This window comes from Allosphingosinicella sp. (assembly GCF_036403745.1).
GTDB lineage: Bacteria > Pseudomonadota > Alphaproteobacteria > Sphingomonadales > Sphingomonadaceae > Allosphingosinicella.
The window spans coordinates 63,774-89,607 of sequence record NZ_DASWQI010000049.1 but is presented as its reverse complement, the minus strand read 5'-3'; the positions used below and the strand labels follow the sequence as shown (position 1 = coordinate 89,607).

20 protein-coding genes are annotated in these 25,834 nt (G+C 69.1%); 12 read left to right on the top strand and 8 right to left on the bottom strand.

The annotated features are described in order from the left end of the window. The first annotated feature begins 45 nt into the window (after nt 1-45). The 5 genes from aroC (at nt 46) to VGC56_RS09265 (ending at nt 5,955) form a co-directional block, all read left to right on the top strand. Nucleotides 46-1,113 (top strand): chorismate synthase, encoded by a 1,068-nt coding sequence (gene aroC, locus VGC56_RS09285; RefSeq protein WP_464124613.1) that lies wholly within the window; start codon nt 46-48, stop codon nt 1,111-1,113. Between the two features lie 124 nt (nt 1,114-1,237). Continuing rightward, on the top strand, nt 1,238-2,356 hold the full coding sequence (locus tag VGC56_RS09280) for a fumarylacetoacetate hydrolase family protein (RefSeq protein WP_464124626.1): 1,119 nt from the start codon (nt 1,238-1,240) through the stop codon (nt 2,354-2,356). 50 nt (nt 2,357-2,406) lie between these two features. After that, nucleotides 2,407-3,174 (top strand): SDR family NAD(P)-dependent oxidoreductase, encoded by a 768-nt coding sequence (locus tag VGC56_RS09275; RefSeq protein WP_464124612.1) that lies wholly within the window; start codon nt 2,407-2,409, stop codon nt 3,172-3,174. A gap of 1 nt (nt 3,175) precedes the next feature. Continuing rightward, nucleotides 3,176-4,039, top strand: coding sequence for an SMP-30/gluconolactonase/LRE family protein (locus VGC56_RS09270; RefSeq protein ID WP_464124611.1), 864 nt, complete (start codon nt 3,176-3,178; stop codon nt 4,037-4,039). Further along, the gene (locus tag VGC56_RS09265; protein WP_464124610.1) at nt 4,036-5,955 is read left to right on the top strand and encodes a sialate O-acetylesterase; all 1,920 of its coding nucleotides are present in this window, start codon (nt 4,036-4,038) and stop codon (nt 5,953-5,955) included. The genes VGC56_RS09270 and VGC56_RS09265 overlap by 4 nt, the downstream gene beginning before the upstream one ends. A 29-nt stretch (nt 5,956-5,984) precedes the next feature. On the opposite strand, the gene VGC56_RS09260 is transcribed toward VGC56_RS09265, so the two are convergent. From VGC56_RS09260 to VGC56_RS09240, 5 genes are all read right to left on the bottom strand, one after another. Further along, on the bottom strand, nt 5,985-6,626 hold the full coding sequence (locus VGC56_RS09260) for an energy transducer TonB (protein WP_464124609.1): 642 nt from the start codon (nt 6,624-6,626) through the stop codon (nt 5,985-5,987). Between the two features lie 84 nt (nt 6,627-6,710). Then, nucleotides 6,711-7,910: a glycoside hydrolase family 27 protein gene (locus tag VGC56_RS09255; RefSeq protein ID WP_464124608.1), complete on the bottom strand. Its 1,200-nt coding sequence runs from the start codon at nt 7,908-7,910 to the stop codon at nt 6,711-6,713. Next, nucleotides 7,910-9,691, bottom strand: a complete 1,782-nt coding sequence (locus VGC56_RS09250) for an IlvD/Edd family dehydratase (RefSeq protein ID WP_464124607.1) — start codon at nt 9,689-9,691, stop codon at nt 7,910-7,912. Before VGC56_RS09250 ends, VGC56_RS09255 begins: the two co-directional genes overlap by 1 nt. Nucleotides 9,692-9,871: 180 nt before the next feature. Beyond that, nucleotides 9,872-11,314: a sugar porter family MFS transporter gene (locus tag VGC56_RS09245; protein WP_464124606.1), complete on the bottom strand. Its 1,443-nt coding sequence runs from the start codon at nt 11,312-11,314 to the stop codon at nt 9,872-9,874. A 59-nt stretch (nt 11,315-11,373) separates the two neighbouring features. Next, complete coding sequence (locus tag VGC56_RS09240; protein WP_464124605.1) at nt 11,374-12,441, bottom strand: LacI family DNA-binding transcriptional regulator; 1,068 nt, start codon at nt 12,439-12,441, stop codon at nt 11,374-11,376. 129 nt (nt 12,442-12,570) lie between these two features. Here VGC56_RS09240 and VGC56_RS09235 point away from each other — a divergent pair, with 129 nt between their 5' ends. Together VGC56_RS09235 and VGC56_RS09230 are read left to right on the top strand one after the other, a co-directional pair. Then, nucleotides 12,571-14,964, top strand: a complete 2,394-nt coding sequence (locus VGC56_RS09235; protein WP_464124604.1) for a glycoside hydrolase family 3 N-terminal domain-containing protein — start codon at nt 12,571-12,573, stop codon at nt 14,962-14,964. A gap of 53 nt (nt 14,965-15,017) precedes the next feature. Then, nucleotides 15,018-15,287, top strand: coding sequence for a hypothetical protein (locus VGC56_RS09230; RefSeq protein WP_464124603.1), 270 nt, complete (start codon nt 15,018-15,020; stop codon nt 15,285-15,287). Between the two features lie 7 nt (nt 15,288-15,294). Here the strand turns inward: VGC56_RS09230 and VGC56_RS09225 are convergent, their stop codons facing one another. The 3 genes from VGC56_RS09225 to VGC56_RS09215 form a co-directional block, all read right to left on the bottom strand. Continuing rightward, the gene (locus VGC56_RS09225; RefSeq protein WP_464124602.1) at nt 15,295-18,618 is read right to left on the bottom strand and encodes a polysaccharide deacetylase family protein; all 3,324 of its coding nucleotides are present in this window, start codon (nt 18,616-18,618) and stop codon (nt 15,295-15,297) included. A gap of 78 nt (nt 18,619-18,696) precedes the next feature. Further along, a complete protein-coding gene (locus VGC56_RS09220; RefSeq protein ID WP_464124601.1) occupies nt 18,697-19,074 on the bottom strand; it encodes a TrbC/VirB2 family type IV secretion system protein in 378 nt (125 codons plus the stop codon). A gap of 147 nt (nt 19,075-19,221) precedes the next feature. Then, a complete protein-coding gene (locus VGC56_RS09215) occupies nt 19,222-20,124 on the bottom strand; it encodes a hydrogen peroxide-inducible genes activator (RefSeq protein ID WP_464124600.1) in 903 nt (300 codons plus the stop codon). A gap of 112 nt (nt 20,125-20,236) precedes the next feature. Between VGC56_RS09215 and VGC56_RS09210 the strand changes: the two genes are divergently transcribed. The 5 genes from VGC56_RS09210 (at nt 20,237) to VGC56_RS09190 (ending at nt 25,832) form a co-directional block, all read left to right on the top strand. Next, nucleotides 20,237-20,776 (top strand): peroxiredoxin, encoded by a 540-nt coding sequence (locus tag VGC56_RS09210; protein WP_464124599.1) that lies wholly within the window; start codon nt 20,237-20,239, stop codon nt 20,774-20,776. Between the two features lie 210 nt (nt 20,777-20,986). After that, nucleotides 20,987-21,505, top strand: a complete 519-nt coding sequence (ahpD, locus tag VGC56_RS09205) for an alkylhydroperoxidase, AhpD family (RefSeq protein WP_464124598.1) — start codon at nt 20,987-20,989, stop codon at nt 21,503-21,505. A 175-nt stretch (nt 21,506-21,680) separates the two neighbouring features. Further along, nucleotides 21,681-22,241, top strand: a complete 561-nt coding sequence (locus tag VGC56_RS09200; RefSeq protein WP_464124597.1) for a 3'-5' exonuclease family protein — start codon at nt 21,681-21,683, stop codon at nt 22,239-22,241. A 187-nt stretch (nt 22,242-22,428) separates the two neighbouring features. After that, a complete protein-coding gene (locus VGC56_RS09195; RefSeq protein ID WP_464124596.1) occupies nt 22,429-23,859 on the top strand; it encodes an APC family permease in 1,431 nt (476 codons plus the stop codon). Further along, entirely contained in the window at nt 23,859-25,832 is a 1,974-nt protein-coding gene (locus VGC56_RS09190) for a CocE/NonD family hydrolase (RefSeq protein WP_464124595.1), read from the top strand. Before VGC56_RS09195 ends, VGC56_RS09190 begins: the two co-directional genes overlap by 1 nt. The last annotated feature ends 2 nt before the right edge of the window (nt 25,833-25,834 follow it).

The following is a 25,834-nucleotide window of genomic DNA, read 5'->3' as shown; positions in this document are numbered from 1 at the left end:
GCAATGGCGGGTACGGCGCTGGGTACAGGCGCGAATCGACCGCCGATGAGCTTCAACACGTTCGGCCGCGTCTTCCGGTTCACGACCTGGGGCGAGAGCCATGGCCCGGCGATCGGCGCCGTGGTCGACGGGTGTCCGCCGGGGCTGGGCCTGTCGGAGGACGACATCCAGCCGTGGCTCGACAGGCGGCGGCCGGGGCAGTCGCGGTTTACGACGCAGCGGCGGGAGCCGGATGCGGTGCGGATACTCTCGGGGGTCTTCGAGGGGCTGACGACCGGGGCGCCGATCAGCCTCGTCATCGACAATGTCGATGCCCGCACGAAGGATTATGGCGAGAGCGCGCCGCCTTACCGGCCCGGCCACGCCGATTATGCCTATGACATGAAATACGGCCATCGCGACTGGCGCGGCGGCGGGCGGGCCTCGGCGCGGGAGACGGCGATGCGGGTCGCCGCCGGCGCCGTGGCGCGGCTGGTGGTGCCGGAGGTGACGATCCGCGGCTACCTCGTCGAGCTTGGCGGCGACCGGATCGACGGGTTCGATGCCGACGAGATCGGGCGCAATCCCTTCTTCTGCCCGGACGCGGCGGCGGCGGCGCGCTGGGAGGGGCTGGTCGATGCGGCGCGCAAGGCGGGGAGCTCGCTGGGCGCGGTCGCCGAATGCGTTGCGACGGGCGTGCCGGCGGGGTGGGGCGCGCCCGTCTACGGCAAGCTCGACGCCGATCTCGCCGCGGCGGGCATGTCGATCAACGCGGTAAAGGGTGTCGAGATCGGCGCCGGCTTCGGCGCGGCGCGGCTGTCGGGCGAGGAGAATGGCGACGCGATGCGGCCGTCGCCGCACGGGGGGGCGCCCGAATTCCTGTCGAACCATGCCGGGGGAGTGGCGGGCGGGATTTCGACCGGGCAGCCCGTGGTGGTGCGGATCGCGTTCAAGCCGACTTCGTCGATCCTGACGCCGGTCGAGACGATCGACGCTGCGGGCAATGCCGCCGAGGCGGTGACGAAGGGCCGCCACGATCCCTGCGTCGGCATTCGCGGCGTGCCGGTGCTGGAGGCGATGGTGGCGCTGGTGCTCGCCGACCACAAGCTCCTCCACCGCGCCCAATGCGGCTGAACCTCTAGCCGCGCGGCGGGTTGACAGGCGCGGACGCCGGGAGGAATGGTAGCGCTACCAATAGTCGTGGGCAAGTGCCGTGGAAAGACAGGCGGAGAGGGTGGAACAGGCTTTTTCGGCGGCGATGCTGCCGGTCGATCTCGACGACGCGATTCTTGCGGGCCGGCTCCAGCTCGAAGCGGGGCCGACGCCGGTGCTCGTGCGCGGCGGCGAAGTGTTCGACGTCTCCCGCAGTGCCGCAACCGTCTCGGACCTTCTCGACTTTTCCGATCCCGCCTCCGTAGATGGCGAGCGGCTGTTCTCGACGGACGAGATGACCGCCCGCGTCGTCGCGTCCGAACCCGGCGCCTTCCTGCTCTCGCCGGTCGACCTCCAGGTCGTGAAGGCGGCGGGGGTGACGTTTGCCGTCTCCGCGGTCGAGCGGGTGATCGAGGAGCGGGCGCGGGGCGATTCCGACAAGGCGGCCGGCATCCGCGCGATGCTCGAAGAGCGGATCGGCGGCGGCATCCGCGCGGTGGTGCCGGGCTCCGACGAGGCGATGCGGCTCAAGGCGGCGTTGCTCGAAGAGGGGATGTGGTCGCAATATCTCGAGGTCGCGATCGGGCCCGACGCGGAGATCTTCACGAAATCGTCGGTGCTCTCGACCGTCGGCTGGGGCGGCGAGATTGGGGTGCGATCCGACTCGACCTGGAACAACCCGGAGCCCGAGGTGGTGCTGATCGCCGACAGCCAAGGCCGCGCGAAGGGCGCGACGCTCGGCAACGACGTCAACTTGCGCGACTTCGAGGGGCGGAGCGCCTTGCTGCTCTCCAAGGCCAAGGACAACAATGCCTCGTGCGCGATCGGGCCGTTCATCCGGCTGTTCGCGGGCGGCTTCTCGATGGACGACGTGCGCGGCGCGGAGGTCGAATTGGTGGTCGAGGGGCGGGACAATTTCCGGCTCGAGGGGCGTAGCGAGATGCGCCAGATCAGCCGCGATCCCGAAGAGCTGCTCCGCCAGGCGATGAGCGAGCATCATTTTCCCGATGGCTTCACCCTGTTCCTCGGCACGCTCTTCGCGCCGGTGCAGGACCGCGACGAGCCGGGGCGGGGCTTCACCCACAAGGAAGGCGACGTGGTGCGGATCGCGGCCTCGCGGATCGGCGTGCTGCAGAACAAGGTGACGACGTCGAAGGCGGCGCCGCCGTGGACCTTCGGGGTGCGCGCGCTTATGCGCAACCTCGCCGCGCGCGGCCTCCTCTGACGCTTACGAAAAACAGAAGAAAAACAGACGAACAGGGATTGGGAGCGGACGTGAGCGAAGCGAGCGACAAGAGGGCGATCTATCCGAGCCTCGAGGGCAAGAGGGTGCTGATCACCGGCGGCGGATCCGGGATCGGCGCGGGCCTCGTCGAGGCGTTCGTCCGCCAGGGCAGCGACGTCATCTTCTTCGACATTGCCGATGAGGATTCGAACGCTTTGGTCACTGGGCTGGGCGTAGGAAACTTGCGCTACGAGCATGTCGATCTGACCGACATTGCGGGGACCCAGGCGACGATCCGCCGGCTCACGGAGGAGGGCGGCGGGTTCGACGTGCTCGTCAACAATGCCGGCAATGACGACCGCCACGATTGGGAGCAGGTCACCGAGGACTATTGGGACCGTCGGATGGCGGTGAACCTGAAGCACCTCTTCTTCTGTAGTCAGGCGGTGGCGCCCGCGATGAAGGCGAAGGGCGCCGGGGTGATCGTCAATTTCGGCTCGATCTCCTGGCACCTCGGCATCCCCGAGCTCGCCGTCTACCAGACCGCCAAGGCGGCGATCGAGGGCATGACCCGCGCCCTGGCCCGCGAGCTGGGGCCGGACGGCATCCGGGTGAATTGCGTGGTGCCGGGGAATGTGCGGACGCCCCGCCAGCTCCAATGGTATACGCCCGAGGGCGAGGCGGAGATCGTCTCGGCGCAGGCGCTGAAGGGGCGGCTGGCGCCGGAGGACATCGCTTCGCTGGTGGTGTTCCTCGCATCGGACGACGCGCGGCTGATGACGGGGCATGAGATTTTCATCGACGCGGGATGGCGATGAGATGAGCGAGCCGAGCAACGTCTGGGACCTCCATTGCGAGCTTGGCGAGGGGCCGGTCTGGGTCGGTGGGGCGCTGTGGTTCGTCGACATCAAGAAGCAGCACGTCCACCGCTACGACCCGGCGACGGGCGCCAAGCGGAGCTGGGACGCGCCGGAGCAGGTCGGCTTCATCGTGCCGGAAGAGGGCGGGGCGTTCGTCGCCGGGCTGCAGAGCGGCCTCCACCGCTTCACGCCCGAGACGGGCGCCTTCGACCTGATCGCCGAAATGGAGCCGGAGCGGCCGGACAATCGGCTGAACGACGGCGTGTCGGACCCGGCCGGGCGGCTGTGGTTCGGGACGATGGACAATAAGGAGCGGGAGAAGAGCGGCGCCTTCTACCGCTACGAGCGCGGCGCGGTGGTGCGCACCCACATTGAGGGGATCGCCATCACCAACGGGCCAGCCGTCTCGCCGGACGGGCGCATCCTCTATTTCGTCGACACGCTGGCGGGCACGATCGAGGCGGCCGATATCGACCGGCACGGGGCGCTCGGGCCGCGGCGGCCGTTCGTGCGGATCGATCCGAAGGAGGGGCATCCCGACGGGCCGACGATCGATGCCGAAGGGTGCGTGTGGATCAGCCTCTATGCCGGCTGGGAGACGCGGCGCTACTCGCCGGCGGGCGAGCTTCTCCAGCGGGTGCGGTTCCCGGCGGCGAACATCACCAAGATCGCGTTCGGCGGCGACGATTTGCGCACCGTGTGGGCGACGACGGCGCGGCAGCTTTTGAAGCCGGAGGAGATCGAGCGGCAGCCGGAGGCAGGCGACCTGTTCGAGTTCCGGGTCGACGTGCCGGGCGTGCAATGCCCGCTGGTGGCCCGGTGAGGTTCGCCGCGGCAGCGCTCGCGGCCCTGCTCCTTGGAACCGCGGCGGGGGCGGCGCCGACCTTCCACCCGCTCTTCTCGGATCACGCCGTCCTCCAACGCGACCGGCCGATCCATGTCTGGGGCAAGGCCGATCCCGGCGAGCGGCTGGTCGTGACGTTCGGCCAGGGACGCACCGCCACTGTCGCGGGCGCGGACGGGGTGTGGCGGGCCGAGCTGCCGGCGATGGCGGCGGGAGGACCTTACCGGCTCGAGGCGACCGGCGCCAATGGCGCGCGGGCGGGGGCGGATGATGTGCTGGTCGGCGACGTCTGGCTCTGCTCGGGCCAGTCGAACATGGAGCTGCCGCTGACGCGGGTGCTCAACAACGACAGCGAGATATCCGGGGCCAGGGACCCGGAGCTGCGCATCCTCACCGTGCCGAAGAAGACGGCGGTCTCGCCGGCCTACGGATTCGGCGGGCCGGTGACGTGGACGGCGGTGACGCCGCAGTCGGTGCCGGGCTTCTCGGCCGCCTGCTATTTCATGGCGAAGGAATTGCGCGGATCGCAGCACGTCCCGATCGGCGCGATCAACGCCAGCTGGGGCGGGACGGCGATCCGCTCCTGGCTCGACGAGAGCGCCAGCCGCGCGGTGGGCGGTGCGGACGTCGACCTGCTGGCCTTGTACCGGCATGATCCCGTCGCCGCGAACCGGCAGTTCGGGACTCGTTGGCAGGGCTGGTGGGAAGCCCATGCCCACCAGGCGCCGTGGCTCGACGCCGCGTCGCTGGCGTGGAAGCCGATGCCGAAGATCGCTTATTGGGAGACGTGGGGCGACCCCGCCTTCGCCAAGTTCGACGGTATCGTCTGGGCGCGCAAGCGGGTGACGCTGACCGCCGAGGAGGCGGCGCGGGCCCAAACCCTGTCCTTGGGCGTCATCGACGAGATCGACGAGACCTTCGTCAACGGGGTGCCGGTCGGCAACAGCTTCGGCTGGGATGTCGACCGCGATTACACATTGCCCAAGGGGCTGCTCCACGCCGGCGAGAATGTCATCCTCGTCAACCTGCTCGACGCCTACGGCTTCGGCGGCTTCCAGGGCCCGGCGGAGAAGCTGCGGCTCGGGCTTGCCGGAGGCGGCGTGACACCGCTCGGCGACGGCTGGGAGTATTCGGTGGTGCCGGCCGGCATCGGCGATCCGCCGCGCCCGCCCTGGGACGCGGCGGCGGGGCTGTCGCTGATCTACGACGGCATGATCGCGCCGCTCGGCGCCTACGGCTTCAAGGGGGCGGCATGGTATCAGGGAGAGACCGACGCCGGTTCGCCCGCCGGGTATGCCGACAAGCTCCAGGCGATGATGGCCGGCTGGCGGCGGCAGTTTGCCGCGCCGGCCATGCCGTTCCTGATCGTCAGCCTTGCCAATTACGGCGGGCCACAGGTCGGGCCGCATGCCAGCGGCTGGGCTGAGATCCGCGAGGCGCAGCGCGCTGCGACGGTGCGCGACGGCCATGCGGCGATCGTGGTGGCGATGGACCTCGGCGACCGGCTCGATATCCATCCGGCCAACAAGCAGGAGGTCGGGCGGCGTCTGGCCCAGGCCGCGCGGGCGCTGGCCTATGGCGCCACCGTGCCGCCGTCGGGCCCGGAGATCGTCTCGGCACGGCGCACGGCGGACGGGATCGTGCTCAGCTTCCGCGGCGTGAAGGGCGCGCTCCACGCCTGGAGCGGCGCGCGGCCGCTCGGTTTCGAGCTCTGCGCCGAGACCCAGGACAGCTGTCGCTACGCCGAAGCCACGGCCGCCGGTGCAACGGTCCGCCTCGCCGACGACGGCGGTCCCGCGACCCGAGTCCGCTACGCCTGGGCCGACGCGCCGGTGGTCAACCTGTACGACGAGGCGCCGCTGCCGGCGGGGCCGTTCGAGGTGCCGCTCCGGTAGCGAGGGAACGGCCGCGGAGCTCCGACAGCTTAATTCGGGCCGCCACGCAGCTGTGCGATGACCTTGAGGACCGTGCCGCGGATCGCCGCGCGAACTCCGGGAGGCACGTGCGTCGTGGGAGGTGCGCCCTTGGGAGCCACGGCGGTCATCGCCGCGACCATGCCCCGCTCCCCTTGGAGGCAAGGGGCGAACGCGCGGTCGGCGACCCTTTCGGCGGAGTCGGCCCCGCTTGCCTCCCGCCGCGCCTCGCCCAAAAGGCAATCCACCCATGCCTGGGCGGCCCCGTCGAGTGCCGGATCGCGACTGGAGCCGGCCGAGATTCGCCAGGTGATCTTCTGCGCGTAGGTGTCGCGCACCGGGCGGCCGCGCCGGTTGTGCGCCGGCGTGAAATGCGCCCGCTCGATCATCAGCCGGCAGGTACTGGTGTCGAGGCTGTCGGAGCCGCTCGAAGTGGTTACGGTGCAGGAGGAAACATTGCCCTTGGGATCGACCTCCAGCGCGACGGCGACCGTGCCCTGCTCCTCGTTGCGGAGAGCCGCATTGGGATAGTCCTCAGTGGTGATGAGGCTGACGAGGCTCCCGGCGACCGGTGCGGCCCGATGTGCCGGCGGCGCATGCGGCGCGGCGGCGAGAAGAAGCGAAAGGCCGGTCGCGGCGAGGGTGGCGTGCATGGGCGTGGTCTAGCCTGGCGCATGCACGATGGCGATCCGTCAAAGACTGGATGCGTCGCCGCGGCCGAGCTGACCGCGTTCTGGTCAGCCCTCTATCCGCAACACCACGACGCCGTGCGGCTGGACTGCAGTGGAGAAGGTGCCGGCGCGGCGGGGGAGGTTCTTGTGCTGCCAGAGGTCGCGGATGCGCGTCTTGAGGCGGGCGGGGTAGCCGATCTCATCCCAGCCGAAGCCGATCTCCGCCGGGGCGGCGCCGCGGTTGAGGAGGAGGATGGCGCGGGCGCCGCCGGCGAGGGGCTTCACCCACACTTCCTTGTCGCCGTCCTTGCGGACGCGGCGGCCCTGGACGCCGAGCCGGTCCTGGTCGACGGCGATCACCTCCTTGTTCAACAGGATGGCGCGGGTGGCGTCGGACATGTTCGCCACGTCGTTTCCGGCGATGAGGGGTGCGGCCATCATCGCCCACAGGCTGAAATGGGCGCGATATTCGGCGTCAGTCATGCCGCCATTGCCGACCTCGAGCATATCGGGGTCGTTCCAGTGGCCGGGGCCGGCATAGGGCCAGAGCGGCTCGTTCCTGTCGACGATGTCGAGCATGCCGAGCGAATAGGTGCGCGGGCCCTGCCAATGATCGTAAATGTCGCCGGTGGTGCGCCAGAGGTTTCCGACGTTCGCCGCCCACAGCCAGGGCTTGGAATTGCCCCATTCGCACAGGCTGAAGACGATGGGGCGGCCGCTCGCCTTCAAGGCGTCCGACATCAGGGCATAGGCTTCCTCGGCGTTGCGGGTGCCGGTGTTGCACCAATCGTACTTCAGATAGTCGACGCCCCAGGCAGCGTAGGTGAGGGCGTCCTGATATTCGTGGCCCTGGCTCCCCGGGCGATCGCCGCAGGTGCGCCGGCCGGCGTCCGAATAGAGGCCGAACTTGAGGCCTTTGGAATGGATGTAATCGGCAAGCGCCTTGATGCCGCCGGGGAAGCGCTTGGCGTCGGCGGTGATGAAGCCTTGGGCGTCGCGGGGGCCGTGCCAGCAATCGTCGATGACGACATAGAAATAGCCGGCGTCCCGCACGCCGGTCGAGACCATCGCGTCGGCGGTGCGGCGGACGGTCTCCTCATTGACGTCGCAGCCGAACTTGTTCCAGCTGTTCCAGCCCATCGGCGGGCTTTGGGCGAGGCCCTTGGCGGTCCGCGCCGGGATAAGCTTGTTCGGATCGCTGCTCGCGTCCTGCGCGAGCGCCGGCTGCCCGAGGAGCAGGGCCGCGAGGAGCGCGAGCAGCCGCATCAATGGTTGTGCCGGGGCGTCTTCTGGGACGTGCCGCGGTAGCGGAGCGCGAAGTCGAGGGTGCCGCCGTCGGCGAGCTGGCCGGTCTTCTCGCGATAGAGCTGCTCCCAGGGCGTGTTGCTCTCCGGCAGGTCCGGCGGGCCGGCGGCAATGCGGCGGGCGATCTCGTCCTTGTCGACGAGGGCGTCGCAGCTGCCGGCGTTGAGGTCGATACGGATCCTGTCGCCGGTGCGGAGCCAGGCCAGGCCGCCGCCCGCGGCGCTTTCGGGGGAGGCGTTGAGGATCGAGGGGCTGTCCGAGGTGCCGGATTGGCGGCCGTCGCCCAAGGTCGGAAGGCTCTGGATGCCGCGCTGGAGGAGGTGGTCGGGCGGCTGCATGTTGACGACCTCGGCCGAGCCGGGCCAGCCCAGGGGGCCGGCGCCGCGGATGACGAGGATGCAATTCTCGTCGATGCCGAGCGCCGGGTCGTTGATGCGGTGGTGGTAATCGTCGGAGCCGTCGAAGACGATGGCGCGGGCTTCGAATATGCCTTCCTGGCCTTCCTGGCTGAGGTAGCGGCGGCGGAAATCCTCCGAGATGACGCTCGTCTTCATGATTGCGAAGTCGAAGAGATTGCCCTTGAGGACGAGGAAGCCGGCGCGCTCCTTGAGCGGGTTGGCATAGGGGCGGATGACCTCGCGGTCGGTTGCTTCGCGGCCTTCCAGATTCTCGGCGATGGTGCGGCCGGTGACGGTCAGCTCGCCGCCGTCGAGCTTGCCGGCCTGGAGCAGCTCCCAGAGCACCGCGGGCACGCCGCCGGCGCGGTGGAAGCGTTCGGAGAGGAAGCGGCCGGCGGGCTGCATGTCGACCAGCAGAGGGAGGTCGTAGCCGTGCGCCATCCAGTCGGCATGGCGGATGTCGACGCCGGCATGGGCGGCCATGGCGGCGATGTGCGGCTGCGCGTTGGACGAGCCGCCGATGGCGGTGACGAGGCGGATGGCATTGAGGAAGGAGTTGCGGGTGAGGATCTTCGACGGGCGCAGATCCTCATACGCCATGTCGACGATGCGGCGGCCGGTCTCGTAGGCGATCTGACCCCGCTCGCGGTAGGGTGCGGGGATAGCGGCCTGGCCGGGGAGGGAAAGGCCGAGCGCCTCCGAAACCGCGTTCATCGTGGAGGCGGTGCCCATCGTGTTGCAATGGCCGGCGGAGGGGGCGGAGTCCGTCGCGCGGCGGAGGAATTCCTCCTCGTCGATTTCGCCGGCGCCAAGCAGGCGGCGCGAGCGCCAGATGACCGTGCCGGAGCCGACGAGCTCACCCTCGTGCCAGCCGTCGAGCATCGGGCCGCCGTTCAAGGTGATCGCTGGGATGTCGACCGTCGAAGCGGCCATGATCGAGGCGGGCGTGGTCTTGTCGCAGCCGGTGGTGAGGACGACGGCGTCGATCGGGTAACCGTTCAATATTTCGACGAGGCCGAGATAGGCGAGGTTGCGGTCGAGCGCCGCCGTCGGGCGGCGGCAATTCTCGAAGATCGGGTGGAGCGGGAATTCCATCGGGATGCCGCCGGCGTCGCGAATGCCGGCGCGGATGCGGTGGGCGAGTTCCAAATGTATGCGGTTGCACGGCGCGAGGTCGGAGCCCGACTGGGCGATGCCGATTAACGGCTTGCCGCAGCGCAGCTCGTCCGGCGTGATGCCGTAATTCATGAACCGCTCGAGATAGAGCGCGGCCATGTCGCTGCGCCCGGGCGCCGCGAACCAGTCGCGGGAGCGGAACCGGCGGGCGGGGGTGCGGGTGGTCATGACGGGCTCCTTCTTGCCTCCCCGTCCGCGAAGCGGAGGGGAGGGGGACCGCCGAAGGCGGTGGAGGGGTAACTGGCGCGGAGCTAAACGGTTCTCGCGAGACTCTCTGACTCCTCGGCAGGTCACCCCTCCACCAGCTTCGCTGGTCCCCCTCCCCATCTTCGATGGGGAGGCAAATCATCACCCCTGCATCTCCTCGAGCTCCTTGCCCTTGGTCTCGCGGATGAACTTCTGGACGAGGAAGAAGCTGATCACCGCGCACACACCGTAGAAGGTGTAGCTGCCGGCGAGGCTCCATTTGGCCATGCGCGGGAAGCTCTGCGCGACGAGGTAGTTCGCGAACCATTGCGCGAAACCGGCGACGGCGAGGGCCGATCCGCGGATCTGGTTCGGGAACATCTCGCCGAGCATCACCCACATGACCGGCCCCCAGCTGACGTTGAAGAAGATGACGTAGAGGTTGGCGGCGACGACGGCGAGCATGCCGAGGTCCTTCGAGAGGACGAGCTTGCCGGCCGGATCGAGCGAGCCGTGGCTGAAGGCGTAGACCATGACGAACAGGGTCACCGCCATGCCGGCGGAGCCGATCAGCAGCAGCGGCTTGCGGCCGATTTTGTCGATCACGAGGATGGTGACGAAGCAGGCGGCGATCGAGACGGCGCCGGAGACGATGTTGATCAGCAGCGCGTCGCTCTCCTTGAAGCCGGCGAGCTGCCACAGGGTCGAGCCGTAATAGAAGATGACGTTGATGCCGACGAGCTGCTGGAACACGGCCAGCATGATGCCGACCCAGACGATCGCCCGCATGCCGAGGAAGCCGCGGCCGCCGGCGGGGGTGAGCACGTCGCGCAGGCGCGGGCGGTGATCGACCGCGAAGCTGCCGCGGATTTCCTCGAGCTTGGCGGCGGCGGCGGCGTGGCCGAAGAGGCTGGCGAGCACGCCGGAGGCCTGTTCGTGGCGTCCCTTGCCGACGAGGTAGCGCGGGCTCTCGGGAATGAAGAACAGGGCGATGAGGAACACGACCGCGGGCAGCGCCTGCAAGAGGTACATCCAGCGCCAGGTCTGGATGCCGAACCAGATGGCGTTGAGCGAGGGCACGTCGTTCGGGTCACCGGGATGCGCGGCGACCTTCGCGAGGAAATAATTTGCGAGGAAGGCGGCGGTGAGCCCGGTGATGATCATCACCTGCTGCACCGTCGTCATGCGGCCGCGGATATCGGCGGGCGCGACCTCGGAGATATAGGCGGGCGAGAGCACGCTCGCCGCCCCCACCGCCATACCGCCGCAGATCCGCGCAATGACGAAGATGGTGTGATCGTGCGTCATGCCCTGAACGAGGGCGCCGGCGAGGAACAGCAGGGCGGCGATCCGCATGACGTTGCGGCGGCCGAAGCTGTCGGCAAGCGTCCCGGCGAAGAACGCGCCGACGAAGCAGCCGATGAGCAGCGATCCGACAGTGAAGCCGAGGCCGTTGTCGTCCAGATGGAAGGCGGCGGTGAGGCCGGGCTGGGTGCCGTTCACGGCGCCGCTGTCATAGCCGAACAGGAAGCCGCCGATCGTCGCCACCGCGACGATGGCGCCGATGAAGCCCATATTGGCGCGGGCAGCGCTCGGTTCGGTCATGTCGAAACCCTCTCCCTTGGCTGCGCTTCGGCAGCGTTTTGTTAGCGGTAACACGGCCCTCAGCCGCGGCGCAACCGCCCTGTCGGCGCGCCGGTCGATTCGCGGACGATGAGGTCGTGCTCGAGCACGCGTTCGGTCTTGTGGCGGGCGCGGCCGGCGCGGCGACCGCGCAGATCGTCGAGGAGCAGCTCGAGCGCCGCCTCGGCCATCGCCGAGATCGGCTGCTTCACGGTGGTGAGCTCCGGCCAGATGGTGGTGGCGAGCGAGGTGTCGTCGAAACCGGCAACGCTGAGGTCCCCCGGGACGGAAAGGTGGCGGCGGTGGGCGACGCTGACTGCGGCGGCGGCCATGTCGTCGTTGGACGCGAAGATGGCCGTCGGCGGCTTCGGCCGCGACAGCAGCCGCTCGGTGGCCGCGAGGCCGGAGCGGTAGGTAAAATAGCCTTGCTCGATCGGCGCATCCTCGGCCGGGATGCCGGCGGCGGCGAGCGCGTCGAGGAAGCCCTGCTCGCGGTCGTGGCTGGCGATGTGGTTGGGGTGGCCCTTGATGAAGCCGATCGAGCGGTGGCCGAGGCCGATCAGATAGCGGGTCATCTCGGCGGCGGCGGCCTGGTCGTCGATCTTGACGTTCAAATCGTCCTCACCCGGCAGGCCCATCGCGACGGTGACGACGGGGATGCCGATGGCGCGCAGCTCGGCCATGATCGGCTGCGATTCGGAGAGCGGCGGCGGCAGGATCACCCCTTCTACATCGCTGGTGGCGAAGCGGCGGGTGACTTCCGCCTGCTCGTCGGCATTTTCCGATTCGCACGATTCGATGACGAGGTGGGAGCCGGCTTTGCGCGCGGCTTCGAGGGCGCCGATGAGGAACTGGCTGAGATAGGCGGCGGACGGGTTGGCGTAGAGTAGGCCGATATGGGTCGCTTCGCCGGCGGCGAGGCTGCGGGCGGCGGTGTTGGGGGCGTAGTTGAGCTTGTCGACCGCTTCCAAAACGGCGGCGCGGGTCGATTCGCGGACGTTGCGGCCGCCGTTCACCACGCGCGACACAGTCATCGCCGATACGCCGGCGGCGCGCGCCACGTCCTCGATGGTGATGGTGCCGCGGCGTCTGCGGCTCGGCTTGTGCATTGTCCCGCCCCTTCTTCGCCGCCGACCCTATGAGGCGCCGCGCGCCGATGCAACGCGTTGACCGCCGCTGGCGCGCGCGCCTATTGGTAGCGCTACCACAAGCAGAAGATCAAACGGAGAGGCGTGGACATGGCGGGCAGGCGCATCGCGGGGCGGCGGATCGGCCGCGCGCTCATCCTTTCGGCCCTCGGCGCGGCGGCCCTGACGGGCGCGGCGCCGGAGCGGCCTCTCTACAAGGACCCGTCGCAGCCGGTCGAGCGCCGGGTCGAGGATCTGCTCGGACGGATGACGCTGGAGGAGAAGGTCGCGCAGATGCTCTCGCTGTGGGAGCATAAGGACCGCATCCAGACGACCGCCGGCGATTTCTCCGCCGACAAGGCGAGCCAGGCTTTCCCGAACGGCCTCGGCCAGATCGCGCGGCCTTCGGATCGCCGCGGCGTGGCGGCGCAGACCAACGGCGCGGCGGGCGCGGCGGCGGGCTCGGTCGGCCGCGACGCGCGGGAGACCGCCGAGTATATCAATGCCGCGCAGCATTGGGCGGTCGAGCGGACGCGCCTCGGCATCCCGCTCATCCTCCACGAGGAATCGCTGCACGGGTACGTCGCCCGCGGCGCGACGAGCTTCCCGCAGTCGATCGGCCTCGCCTCGACCTGGGACCCGCAGCTGCTCACCCGGATCTTCTCGGTCGCCGCGCGCGAGATGCGGGCGCGCGGCGCCAACCTCGCGCTGGCGCCGGTCGTCGACGTCGCCCGCGATCCGCGCTGGGGGCGGATCGAGGAAACGTATGGCGAGGATCCCTATCTGGTCGGCGAGATGGGCCTCGCCGCCATCCGCGGCTTACAGGGCACGACCCTGCCGCTGGCGCCCGACAAGGTCTATGTCACCCTGAAGCACCTCACCGGCCACGGCCAGCCGGAGAACGGCACCAATGTCGGCCCCGCCAATCTCGGCGAGCGCGAGCTTCGCACCGATTTCTTCCCACCGTTCCAGAAGGCGGTGACGCAGCTGCCGATCCGCTCGGTCATGGCCTCCTATAACGAGATCGACGGCATCCCCAGCCATGCCAACAAATGGCTGCTGACCAACGTGCTGCGCGGCGAATGGGGTTTCCGCGGCGCCGTCGTCAGCGACTATTTCGCGATCAAGGAGCTGGCGGGACGCCACCACATGTTCTCGAACCTCGGCGACGCCGCGGTGCGGGCGCTCGATTCGGGCGTCGATGCGGAGACCCCGGACGGCGAGGCCTATGCGCTGCTCCCCGAGCTGGTGCGCTCGGGCCGGGTGCCGCAGGCCGAGATCGACGAGGCGGTGCGCCGCATCCTGCGCATGAAGTTCGAGGCCGGGTTGTTCGAGCATCCGTTCGTCGACGCGAAGGCGGCGCTCGGCAAGGAGGCGACGCCGGACGCGATCGCCCTCGCCCGCGAGGCGGCGCGCGAGGCGATCGTGCTTTTGAAGAATGACCAGGGCGTGCTCCCGCTCGATGCCGGCAGGATCAAGCGGCTGGCCGTGCTCGGCACACATGCCCGCGACACGCCGATCGGCGGCTATTCGGACGAGCCGCGCCACGTCGTCAGCGTGCTGGAAGGGCTGCAGAACGAAGCGAAGGGCCGGTTCGCGGTCGATTATGCGGAAGGGGTGCGGATTACCGAGAGCCGCTCCTGGACGGCGGACGAAGTGAAATTGGTCCCGGAGGAGGTCAACCGGCGGCTGATCGCCGAGGCGGTCGAGACCGCACGCAAGGCCGACGTGGTGGTGATGGTGCTCGGCGACAATGAGCAGACCAGCCGCGAGGCCTGGGCTGACGCCCATCTCGGCGACCGCTCCTCGCTCGACCTCATCGGCCAGCAGAACGACCTCGCCAGCGCCGTCTTCGCGCTCGGCAAGCCGACGGTGGTGATCCTCCTCAACGGCCGGCCGCTGTCGGTCAATTACCTGGCCCAGAGCGCCCCGGCTTTGATCGAGGGCTGGTATCTCGGCCAGGAGACCGGCAACGCCGTCGCCGACGTCCTGTTCGGGCGCGCCAGCCCGGGCGGCAAGCTGCCCGTGTCGATCGCCCGCAACGTCGGCCAGCTGCCGATCTTCTACAACAGGAAGCCCACCGCGCGGCGCGGCTACCTGTTCGACACGACGGCGCCGCTCTATCCATTCGGATACGGGCTCAGCTACACCAGCTTCGACATGTCGGCGCCGCGGCTGGCGCGCGCGTCGATCCGCAACGGCGAGAGCGTCCGGGTGAGCGTCGACGTCGCCAACACCGGCCGCCGCGCCGGCGACGAGGTGGTGCAGCTCTACATCCGGGACGAGGAAGCCTCGGTGACCCGGCCGGTGATCGAGCTGAAGCATTTCCAGCGCGTCCGCTTGGCGCCGGGCGAGCGCCGCACGGTGACGTTCGACATCGCACCCGATGACCTCGCTTTGTGGAACGTGCAGATGAAGCGGGTGGTGGAGCCCGGTGCCTTCACGATCTCGGCGGGACCCAACTCGGTGGCCCTCAAGAGCGCGACCCTTACGGTCACCGGCTGAGGAACCTCCCGCGCGCCGGGCCATTCCCCCTCCTGCCACGCAAGGAGGCGACGATGGCGGAAGGAAAGGCCGGGCCGCGCAGCCCAAGCGTGCCGACCGGGTGGGGGAGCGATTCCTCGCCCGACGGCTATCGCGAATATTCGAGCTCCGGCCGCGGCGCGACGACCGCGGACGGTGAGCAGGCCGAGGCGGACGTCCCGCCGATCGCGGCGGGGGACGTGCCCGAATTCCCGCCGGAAGGGTGGGGCGAGGCGGGCGAGAACTACCCGCCGACCCAGGGACCGCTCGGCGAGGTGGACGAGGATACAAACCGCGAGGAATAGCGGCCGATCAGGCAGGCGCCGTCGTCCTCCCCGTCCTCTCGAGCTTGCCCCAGCCGACCAGCCCGCCACGCAGCGCCGCGGACACTGCGCGGATCACCACCCAGTACATGATCTGCCGGTAGACGAAGCGCTGAGCGATGAGGAGGAAGGCGGGGAAGTGGCTCTCGCGCGGGTCGAGGCGGTAGGCGATGTAGCCGGCGAGAAGGTCGACGGTAACGAACAGCAGCCAGAACGTCAGCATCTTGAACACGTCGGTATGGGTCTGCGCCCACCCATGGTCGCGCACCCGGCCAATCGTCGTGGCGATCGAGACGATGAGCGCCAGGTCGATCAGCGGCGAGACCAACGAGAAGAGTATCTGGAACAGCCACGCCTGGGGGATGCCGATGCGGGCGAGGCCGCGCGGCTTGCCCTCGCGAAGAATGGCGCGGTGCTTCCACAGGCATTGCAGGGTGCCGAACGCCCAGCGGAAGCGCTGCCGGGCGAGGCCGCGCAGGGTCTGCGGCGATTCGGTCCAGGCTATGGCCTCGATGTCGTTGGCGATCTTCCAGCCGGCGCGCTGGATGGCGATGGTGAGGTCCTGGTCCTCGGCAAGCGTGTCGACCGGATAGCCGCCGACTTCCTCCAGCGCAGCCCGCCGCCATGCGCCGACTGCGCCGGGGACGACCATGATGGCGTCGACGCCAGCCAGCGCGCGGCGTTCCAGATTCTGCGCGGTGACATATTCGACCGCCTGCCAGCGGGTGACGAGGTTTACCTTGTTGCCGACCTTGGCGTTGCCGGCGACGGCGCCGATTGCGGGATCGGCGAACCAGCGGGCGAGGAGGGCGATGGTCTTCGCCTCGAACTGGGTGTCGGCGTCGAGCGCGACGACGACGCGGCCGCTCGCCAGTTCCAGCCCCCGGTTCAGCGCCCGCGCCTTGCCGCCGTTGGGAAGGGTGAGGAGCCGAACGCGCGGCTCGCCGGCGAAGGCGCGGGCGACGATGGCGCTGGTTTCGTCCCTGGAGCCGTCGTCGAGGACGATCACCTCGAGCCGCACCCCCGTGCTGGCGAGGACGCGGTGCACCGACGCCTCGATCACCCGCGCCTCGTTATAGGCGGGGATGAGGACGGAGATGAGCTCGTCCATCGCCGGCGGCGGCACCGCGGGCTTCGCCTTCAGAGCAAGGAAGGTGAGGGTCACGGAGCGGACGAGGCCGACGGCGATGGCGATCATGAAGAGGGCAGAGAGCAGCACGCCGATCGCGGCGAGGCCGAGGAAGATGCCGACGTCGGCGCGGACGGCGATGAGGTCGCTGCCCTCGATCTTCGGCATGACCTGGGCGGGGGTAAGGCCGACCAGGGCCGAGACGGGCACGAAGCCGTAGCCGCGGGCGCGGAGCAGGTCGATGATGTGGGGGAGGGCGGCCACGGTCTGGCTGCGGTCGCCGCCGGCGTCGTGGAGGAGGACGATGTTGCCGGACCGCTCCTCGTCGCCATTCTCGACCTGGTCAAGCGTGCGGCGGACGATCGGAACGACGCCCGGCGTCTTCCAGTCGGCCGGATCGACGTGGAGGCCGACATTGACGTAGCCGCTCTGCTGGGCAGCGAGGGCGGGGCCGAGCTCGTCGGCGGTGGTCGGCTCGGCGTCGCCGAAATAGGGCGCGCGGAAGAGGCGCATGCCGCGGCCGGTATAGGCTTCGACGAGGCGCTCGGTGGCGTTGAGCTCCAGCCGCACGCCGCGCGGTGAGAGCAAGGCCATGTTCGGATGGGTGTAGCTGTGGTTGCCGAGCTCGTGCCCCTCGGCGACGATCCGGTTGAGCAGCTGCGGGTGCGGCAGCGCATTCTCGCCGACGATGAAAAAGGTCGCCGGGACGTGCTTTTCCTTGAGGATGTCGAGGATTTTCGGCGTCCACTCGGCGTCCGGCCCGTCGTCGAAGGTCAAGGCGACCGTCTGCTCGCGGTACCCGGTCCGCTGCACCACATACGGCGTCGGGAGCACCTTATATTGCTCGTCCCGGATCAGGCCGGCCTTGTCGACGACGATCTGCCGCTCGCCGTTGGCCGGCGCCGCGTCGATGCGCAGCACCTCGCCGCTCCCCTCGACGTCCGCGTCGGTCGAGCCGGGAATGATGGAGAGGTCGGGCGGCCGGTCGGCAGCCATGGCGGCAAAGTCCTTCCAAATGCCGGGATCCTCGCTGCCCAGTCGCCAAAGGGCGACGCCACGCACGCCCGCGACATGGGCGGCGCGCAGCTCGTTCCAGGCGCTGGCGGCGTCGAGCATCCAGACATGGTGGACCTTGTCGTTCTCGACATAGTCGAAGGTGGCGTTGCCCGAGACCGGATCGAAGCGGATCGGCGCCTGGCTGTCGTGGCTGGCGAGCCAGGCGTCGCCGGCGGTGAGCGCCGTCGCGCCCTTCGTCCCCTCGGTCCAGTCGTAGCCGTAATTGCCGATGGCGGCGATCGCCTTGTCCGGCCCTACGATCCGCACCGCTTCCTCAAGCCGCGCGACGAACCAGGCCTGCGAGGCGATCGGCCCGGGATCGCCCGCCGCCCAATGCTCGTCGTAAAGCATCAGGAAAACCCGGTCGACGATGCGCGCATAATCGGCGAGCTTCCACGCCTCGTCGCCGACGGGGGCGGTGACGCTGAGCGTCCAGCCCTTGGGCGCAAAGCGGGCATGGGCTTCGGCGAGCAGGCGCTTGTAGAGCGGCTGGTAGGCGGCGGGAAATTCCTCGAAGTCGAAGACGATTCCCGCGGCGTGGCGGGCGCTCAGCATGGCGTCGATCTGGTCGAGGAGGCGGGCGCGCAGCGCAGGGTCCTTGAGCAAGGCGGCGAAGCCGGCGCCGTCCCATTTTCCCCCCGTGGCGTTCTGGACCAGCGGCACCACCCGCGGCGGGCGGGCGGCGCCGGCGATGATCGCGTCGAAGGCCCTGTCGGCGGTGACCCGCAGCTGGTGCGACGGGCCGGTGACGAAGCCGAAGACCGGGATTACCGTGTCGAGTTCCGAGACATGCGCCTGGAGCGAGGCGCGGCTGCTCTCCTCCCACGGCACGTAGAAGCCGGCGACGCGCTGTCGCTCGCTATTGCCGCCCTTGGCCGGCGCCTGGGGTAGCCAGGAGCCGTCCTTCGCCGCAGCGTGCTTGTGCTTGGCGAGGCCGATGCGCTCGGCGAAGGCATGGAGGCTTCCGCTCTCGAACCGCACCGGCAGCGGGCTCGGGATCGGCACATTGACGATGGTCGCCGCGAACAGCCCGGCCGTGACGAGGACGAGCAGCACCATCAGCGCCAGCGAGGACGCCGTCCATCGGCCGCGGCGGCCGGAAGGATCGTGAAAAACCGGTTGTGCCATCATCCCTCGCCCGCCGGGGATATAGGGCCTTAAGGCCTAACGTGCATCAGCTTTGCGCGGTGAAATATTGGGCCTGGCTCAGCGGCTTGGGACGGCTGCGCCGGCGAAGGGATCGGCTGGCGGACGCCGCGGGGCGGGAGGCGGCACAACGGGCCGCGGTGCGGGCGGCGGCGTCGAGTAGGCGACCGGCACCGGCTCGGGCGCGCCGCCCATGTCGACGAGGCCGGAGCGGATCGAGTTGGCGAGGCTCGAGGCGCCGAACAGGATGAAGCAGCCGAGGATCGCCACCATCCCTCGCCGCACCGGCAGCCGCCCGCTCAGCATCAGGAAGCCCAGGGCCGCGATGGCGATGGTGGCGACGACCGTCGCGACCGTTCCGAGCAGCACGCCTTGCACCCACAGCACCGCCGCGAGGATCGGGCTGCTTCCCGGCGGGCTGGCGAGGGACGGGTCCATGGGGTGGTTCTAAGCCTTTGAGAGGGCGCGCGGAAGACTCCTCTCCGGCTTTCCGGGAGGGGCCGGGGTGGGGTCTTCCTGAAGCACGCTGCGCCACAAGAAGGCCCACCCCTCAATCCCCTCCCGGAAAACCGGGAGGGGAGGCACTCACGGAGCCGCCTCCCGCAACGTCTCCGCCAGAAGCCGGAACTCCTTCTCCCGCGGGCTTCCCTTGCGCCAGATGAGGGCGATGCGGCGAAAGGCGTGGGCGGCCTTCAGGGGCCGGGCGACGATGCCGGTATGATCGAGGATGCCCGCCTTGATCGCCATCTCGGGCACCAAAGTCTGGCCGAGGCCGTTGCCGACCATCTGCACGAGGGTGTGGAGCGAGGTGCCCATCATCGCCGCCTCGGCGCGCAGCTCAGGCCGGTTGCAGGCGGCAAGGGCGTGCTCCCTCAGGCAATGGCCGTCTTCCAGCAGCAGCAGGTGCCGCTCGTCGACGGCGTCTGCACCGACCTCCGCCGCCGCGTCTTCGCCGGTACCGGGCGGAAAGGCGAGGTAGAGGCGATCGTCGAACAGCGGCTCGGCCTCGACCTCGCCGCAGCCATAGGGAAGGGCGAGGAGGACGCAGTCGAGCTGGCCGCGGTGGAGGCCGTCGCAGGCGGCCTGGCTGGTCTCCTCCCGAAGGTAGAGCTGGAGGTCGGGAAAGCGAATGCGCAGCTCGGGGAGCAGGCGCGGCAGGAGGAAGGGCGCGATGGTCGGAATGACCCCCATCCTCAGCTCGCCCACCAGCGGCTTGCCTGCCGCGCGGACGAGGTCGCTCAGATCCTCCGCCTCGCGCAGGATGCGGCGCGCCTTGGCCACCACCTTCTCGCCCAGCGGCGTGAAGCGCAGCACACGGCGGGTGCGCTCGACCAGCACGACGCCGATCAGCGCCTCGAGCTCGCGCAGCCCCGCCGAGAGGCTCGACTGGGTGACATAGCAGCTCTCCGCCGCGCGGCCGAAATGGCGGAGGTCGTGCAGCGCGACGAGATATTGCAGCTGCTTCAGCGTCGGCAGGTAGGTGGACATCTATAATCGCCTCAGTCGATCAATCTGCGCGGACTAATCAATTTGTCCACTGACAGGCAATCCCTATATCGGCGGCTCGGCTTTCCCAACCACGCAACAGGAGTCTCTCCCCATGCTCACCGTCGGCGACAAATTTCCCGCCCTCACCGTTCCCGTCCAGCAGGGCAGCGCGCTGCCCGGAGGCGAGACGCTCGACCTCGGCAACGCCAACGGCAAGTGGAAGATCGTCTTCTTCTGGCCCAAGGACTTCACCTTCGTCTGCCCGACGGAGATCATCGGCTATGGCGAGCTCGCCCAGGATTTCGCGGACCGCGACGCCCAGCTGATCGGCGCCTCGACCGACACCGATTTCGTCCACCACGCCTGGCGCAAGGCCGACGAGCGGCTCGCCGCCGCGGACTTCCCGTGGATCGCCGACAACAAGAAGGAGCTGGCCAACGCGCTCGGCATCGTCGCCCCGAACGAGGGCGTCGCCTACCGCGCCACCTTCATCGTCGATCCGGACAACGTCATCCAGCACGTCACGGTGAACGGCCTCAACGTCGGCCGCAACCCGCAGGAGACCCTGCGCATCCTCGACGCGCTGCAGACCGACGAGCTCTGCCCCTGCAACTGGAGCGAAGGAGACGAGGTGCTCAGGCCCGCGGCCTGAGCGGCTCGTCGTGCGGCCGGCGGGAGCGAAGCGGACGCGTAGCGTCCGTGGCGCTCCCGCCGGACTCGCCCGAGCTCGGACGGCGGGTCGGCGTCCGCCGAGCCCGACCGACGGGCCAGGCCGCCCTGGCCCTTCTCCGGGGCCCCCTCCACCACGCCCTGGCGGGCGCGGTCCCCCTCCCCGTCCCGGGGAGGAGCTAAGGAAACGACCATGTCCCTCAAGCAATTCGCCGACGTCCTGCCCGATTACGCCAAGGACCTGCGCCTGAACCTCGGCTCGATGCTGTCCGACCAGACGCTCGGGGACCAGCGCAAGTACGGGCTGCTGCTCGCCTGCGCGCACGGCACCGGCTACCGGCCGATCGTCGCCGCCGCCGAAGCGGAGGTCGAGGGCAAGCTCAGCGCCGAAGCCGCCAATGCGGCGCGCGCTGCCGCCGCCATCATGGCGATGAACAACGTCTACTACCGCTTCGTCCACCTCGCCTCGAACCCCGAATATGCGACGCTCCCGGCGAAACTGCGGATGAACGTCATCGGCAATCCGGGCATCGAGAAGGACGATTTCGAACTGTTCAGCCTCGCCGTCAGCGCCATGAACGGCTGCGGCATGTGCATCGACAGCCACGAACGCGTCCTCCAGCAGCACGGCGTCAAGGCGGAGACGATCCAGGCCGCCGCCCGTATTGGCGCCGTGGTGAAGGCGGTCGCGACCGTCCACGCGACGCTGTGACGTTTCTTGCCTCCCCATCCGCAGGATGGGGAGGGGGACCAAGCTCTGCTTGGTGGAGGGGTATTCCCACCGTTCAGCTCTTCGAAAATACCCCTCCACCACCTACGGTGGTCCCGCTCCCCATCTGGCGATGGTGAGGCAGAAACGTTTCCCCCACGAGGCGCGTTCGCACAGAATGCGCGTGTTCGTCGATTTCGAAGCTTCGTCGCTGAAGAAGAACGGCTTCCCTGTCGAGGTCGGCTGGGTGTTCGAGGATGGGGCCGCCGAAGGGCATTTGATCCGCCCCGCCCCCGGCTGGACCGATTGGGACGCCTCCGCCGAAGCGATCCATCATTTGAGCCGGGAGCAGCTCGAGCGCGAGGGGGTGCCGCACGACGTGGTGGCGCGGCGGATGGTCGAGGCGCTCGGCGGGCACGACCTCTTCGCCAGCGCGCCGTCCTGGGACGGCAAATGGCTGAGCCTGCTGCTGCGTGCCGCGGGTTTCCCGCGCCACACGCTGCGCCTTCGCGACACGGAAATTGCTCAGGCGGAGAGCGCGGGCGAAGTGCTCGACGGACTCCTCACGCCCGGCGAAGCGGCGGGGGCTATCGCAGACATCGTCGCCGCCGTGCGCACGGAGGCGGAGCGTCACACGCCCCGGCACCGTGCCGTGGACGACGCGCAGGGCGAGCGGCAGCGCTGGCTGGCGGTGCGGCGTCGGGCCCAGGAGAAGGCGGCGGCGCTGCGGGCCCCGTAACACGCCGGCATACAACATTGCTCGTCACCCCGGACTTGATCCGGGGTCCACCTTCTTCCTGCGCTCCGGGCAACGAGGAGGTGGATGCCGGATCAAGTCCGGCATGACGACGCGAGGGGCTGGCTGCTGAACCCTTGATCGCAGCAGTCCATTGCACACCGCGCCGGCCCTGCTACGGCTCGCTTCGATGCAACCGGCCGAGCCGCTTCCCGCGCCGATCCTCCAGCCGCTCCGCCGCTCGCTCGGCGTCGTCGGCATCCTGTTCCTGACCCTCTCCGCCATCACGCCCGCATCCTCGGTGTTCATCATCGTGCCCGAGATGCTGAAGGATGCCGGCACCGGCGCTTTGTGGGCGATGCTGATCGCGGGCGTGGTCTGCGTCGCCACCGCTTACCTCTACGCGGAATTGTCGTCCGCCTGGCCGGTCGCGGGCGGGGAATATGTGATGGTGGCGCACACGCTCGGGCCGCTCGCGGGGTTCGTCATCCTCGGCGTCAACACCATCAACAATTTCATCTTTCCGGCCGTGGTCGGCCTCGGCCTCAGCGACGTGCTCGCGGCTGTCGTGCCGGGCCTCAAGCCCGTTCCGGTGGCGGTTGCGATGGTCATTGCCTGCACCCTCGTCAGCGTGCTGCGCATCCGGTTCAACGCGTGGCTGACCGGCCTCTTCCTCGCCGTCGAGCTCGCCGCGCTCCTCACCCTCTTCCTGCTCGGCGCGCTGGAGCCGGTACGCCCGCTCGCGCCGATGCTCCTCCACCCGGCGGGCCTCACCGGCGCCGCAACGGCGGGCGGGATCGGGCTCGCCACGACCGTCGCCATCTTCGCGCTGAACGGCTACGGCAACGCGGTCTATCTCGCGGAGGAAATGCACCAGCCTGCCAAGCGGATCGCGCGCGTCATCCTCCTCGCTCTGGTCCTCACCCTGCTGGTCGAAATCGCCCCGCTGGCGGCAGTCCTCGCCGGCGCGCCCGATCTCGACGCGCTGTTCCGGAGCGCCGATCCGTTCGGCCTGTTCGTGACGCTGCGTGGCGGATCAACGCTCTCCGCATGGGTGTCGCTCGGCGTGGCGGTGGCGATCGTCAACGCCGCCATCGCCTGCATCATTTCCTTCGCGCGATTCTTCTATTCGACCGGCCGCGACAGCGCCTGGGGGTCACCGTTGGACGCTTGGGCGACCGCCGTCCACCCGCGCTTCGGGACGCCCTGGATCGCCACCCTCGCCGTGGGTGCGGTCGGCACCGCCGCCTGCTTCGCGCCGCTCCCTTTGCTCCTCGTGCTGAGCGGTGCCGGCATCGGCGTCACCTATCTCGCCATGGCCTTCGCAGCGCTCGCTGGGCGGTGGAGCGGCGCCGCCGCCCACGCCCCTTACCGCATGCCGATCTTCCCACTCGCGCCACTCGTGACCATCATAGCCCTGCTCTATGTTTTCTGGACCAACTGGTGGGACCTCGACACCGGTCGGCGCGGCTTGATCGCCACCGCGGCGCAGATGCTGGTCGCCGCCGCTTATTACATTCTGGTCGTGAAACGACGCGGCCCCTGGATCGTTCGCGATCCGGTTGATGACGATTTTGCGCCCGCGGCGGTTCCGCGCGGCGCGTTGGAAAGGACGACATGATGGCTGCACGCGGACCGGCGCTTCTCGCTCTTCTCGCCGGATCGGCTCTTCTCGCCGCGGCCCCCGCTGCCGCGGCGCCTCCTTACAACGAGATGCCCGAATCGGTGAATTCGGTCACATCGAGCTTCGATTATGAGCGGCGCGAAGTGATGGTGCCGATGCGCGACGGGGTGAAGCTCCACACCGTCATCCTGCTCCCGCGCAACGCCAGGCGGGCGCCGATCCTCCTTACCCGCACGCCCTATAATGCCGACGAGCAGACCAGCCACAATCCCTCGAGCCGGATGGAATCGGCGCTCACCGGCTACGACAATCCGGCCGACGTGGTGGTCGAGGGCGGCTACATCCGCGTCGTCCAGGACGTGCGCGGCAAATATGGCTCGGAAGGGTCGTATGTGATGAACCGGCCGCTCGCCGGCTCGCAGTACAATCCGACGAACGTCGACGATTCCACCGACGCCTACGACACGATCGACTGGCTGGTTAAGCATGTGCCGGAAAGCAACGGCCGCGTCGGCATCCTCGGCATCTCCTATGACGGCTTCACCCCGCTGATGGCCCTCGTCAATCCGCACCCGGCGCTCAAGGTTGCGGTGCCGCAGCATCCGATGGTCGATGGCTGGATGGGCGACGACTGGTTCCACAACGGCGCCTTCCGCCAGCAGAACATGCCGTACATTTACGAGCAGGAGGGGACGCGCGCGAACAGCGCCAAATGGTGGATCGACACCAATGACGATTACGATCTCTACATGCGCGAGGGCTCGGCAGGCGAGCTTGGCCGCAAGCGCGGGCTGGAGCAGATGGGCTTCTGGAACCGCATCCTCGAGCATCCCGCATACGACAGCTTCTGGAAGAGCCAGGCGATGGACAAGATCCTCGCCCGCCAGCCCCTGAAGGTGCCGACCCTGCTCGTCCACGGCCTGTGGGACGCGGAGGACATTTACGGCGACATCGCCGTTTACAAGGCGCTCGAGCCCAAGGACACGAACAACGACATGGTCTACCTCGCCATCGGCCCGTGGAACCATGGCCAGGAGATCGAGGAAGGATCGGCCCTCGGCGCGCTCAGGTTCGGCCAGGACACGTCCCTGTGGTTCCGCAAGAAGGTGCTGGCGCCGTTCCTCGCCCACTTCCTCAAAGACGAGGCGCCGCCGATGGACGTGGCGCCGGTCACCGCCTTCCAGTCAGGCACCAACGAATGGCTGCGGCTCTCCGCCTGGCCCTCGACCTGCGCGACTGGCTGCGCGCCGGTGCCGACGCGGCTCTATCTCGGCCCGGACTCGAAGGTCGGCTTCGCGCCCACCGACGGCCGCCCGCAATTCGCCGAATATGTCTCCGATCCGAGCAAGCCGGTGCCGAACCGGACGCGGCCGGTGCCGACGGCGGGCTACGATACGTGCGAGCAATGGGCTTGCTGGCTGGTCGACGACCAGCGCAATCCTTCCGGGCGGCCGGACGTGCTGACCTTCACGACGCCGGTGCTGAACCAGCCGGTGACGATCAGCGGCGAGCCGGTCGTGCACCTCACCGCCTCGACCAGCGGCACGGACTCCGATTGGGTGGTGAAGCTGATCGACGTCTATCCGGACGAATATCCCGCCCAATCCAAGCTCGGCGGCTATCAGCTGCCGGTGGCGATGGACATCTTCCGCGGCCGCTACCGCGAAGGGTTCGAGACCGCCAAGCCGCTCCGTCCCAACGCGCCGCTCGGCTACAGCTTCGGCCTGCCGACGGCGAACCACGTCTTCCGCCCCGGCCACCGGATCATGGTGCAGGTCCAGTCGAGCTGGTTCCCGCTCTACGACCGGAACCCGCAGAAGTTCGTGGCGAACATCTTCTGGGCCAAGCCCGCGGACTTCCAGAAGGCGACGCAGCGCGTAGTGGTGGCGGGGCGGCAGCAGAGCTTCATCGAGCTGCCAATCGTCCCCGCACAGGGACCCACCGGCACTGCGCGGACGGCGGCGCGGTAGCC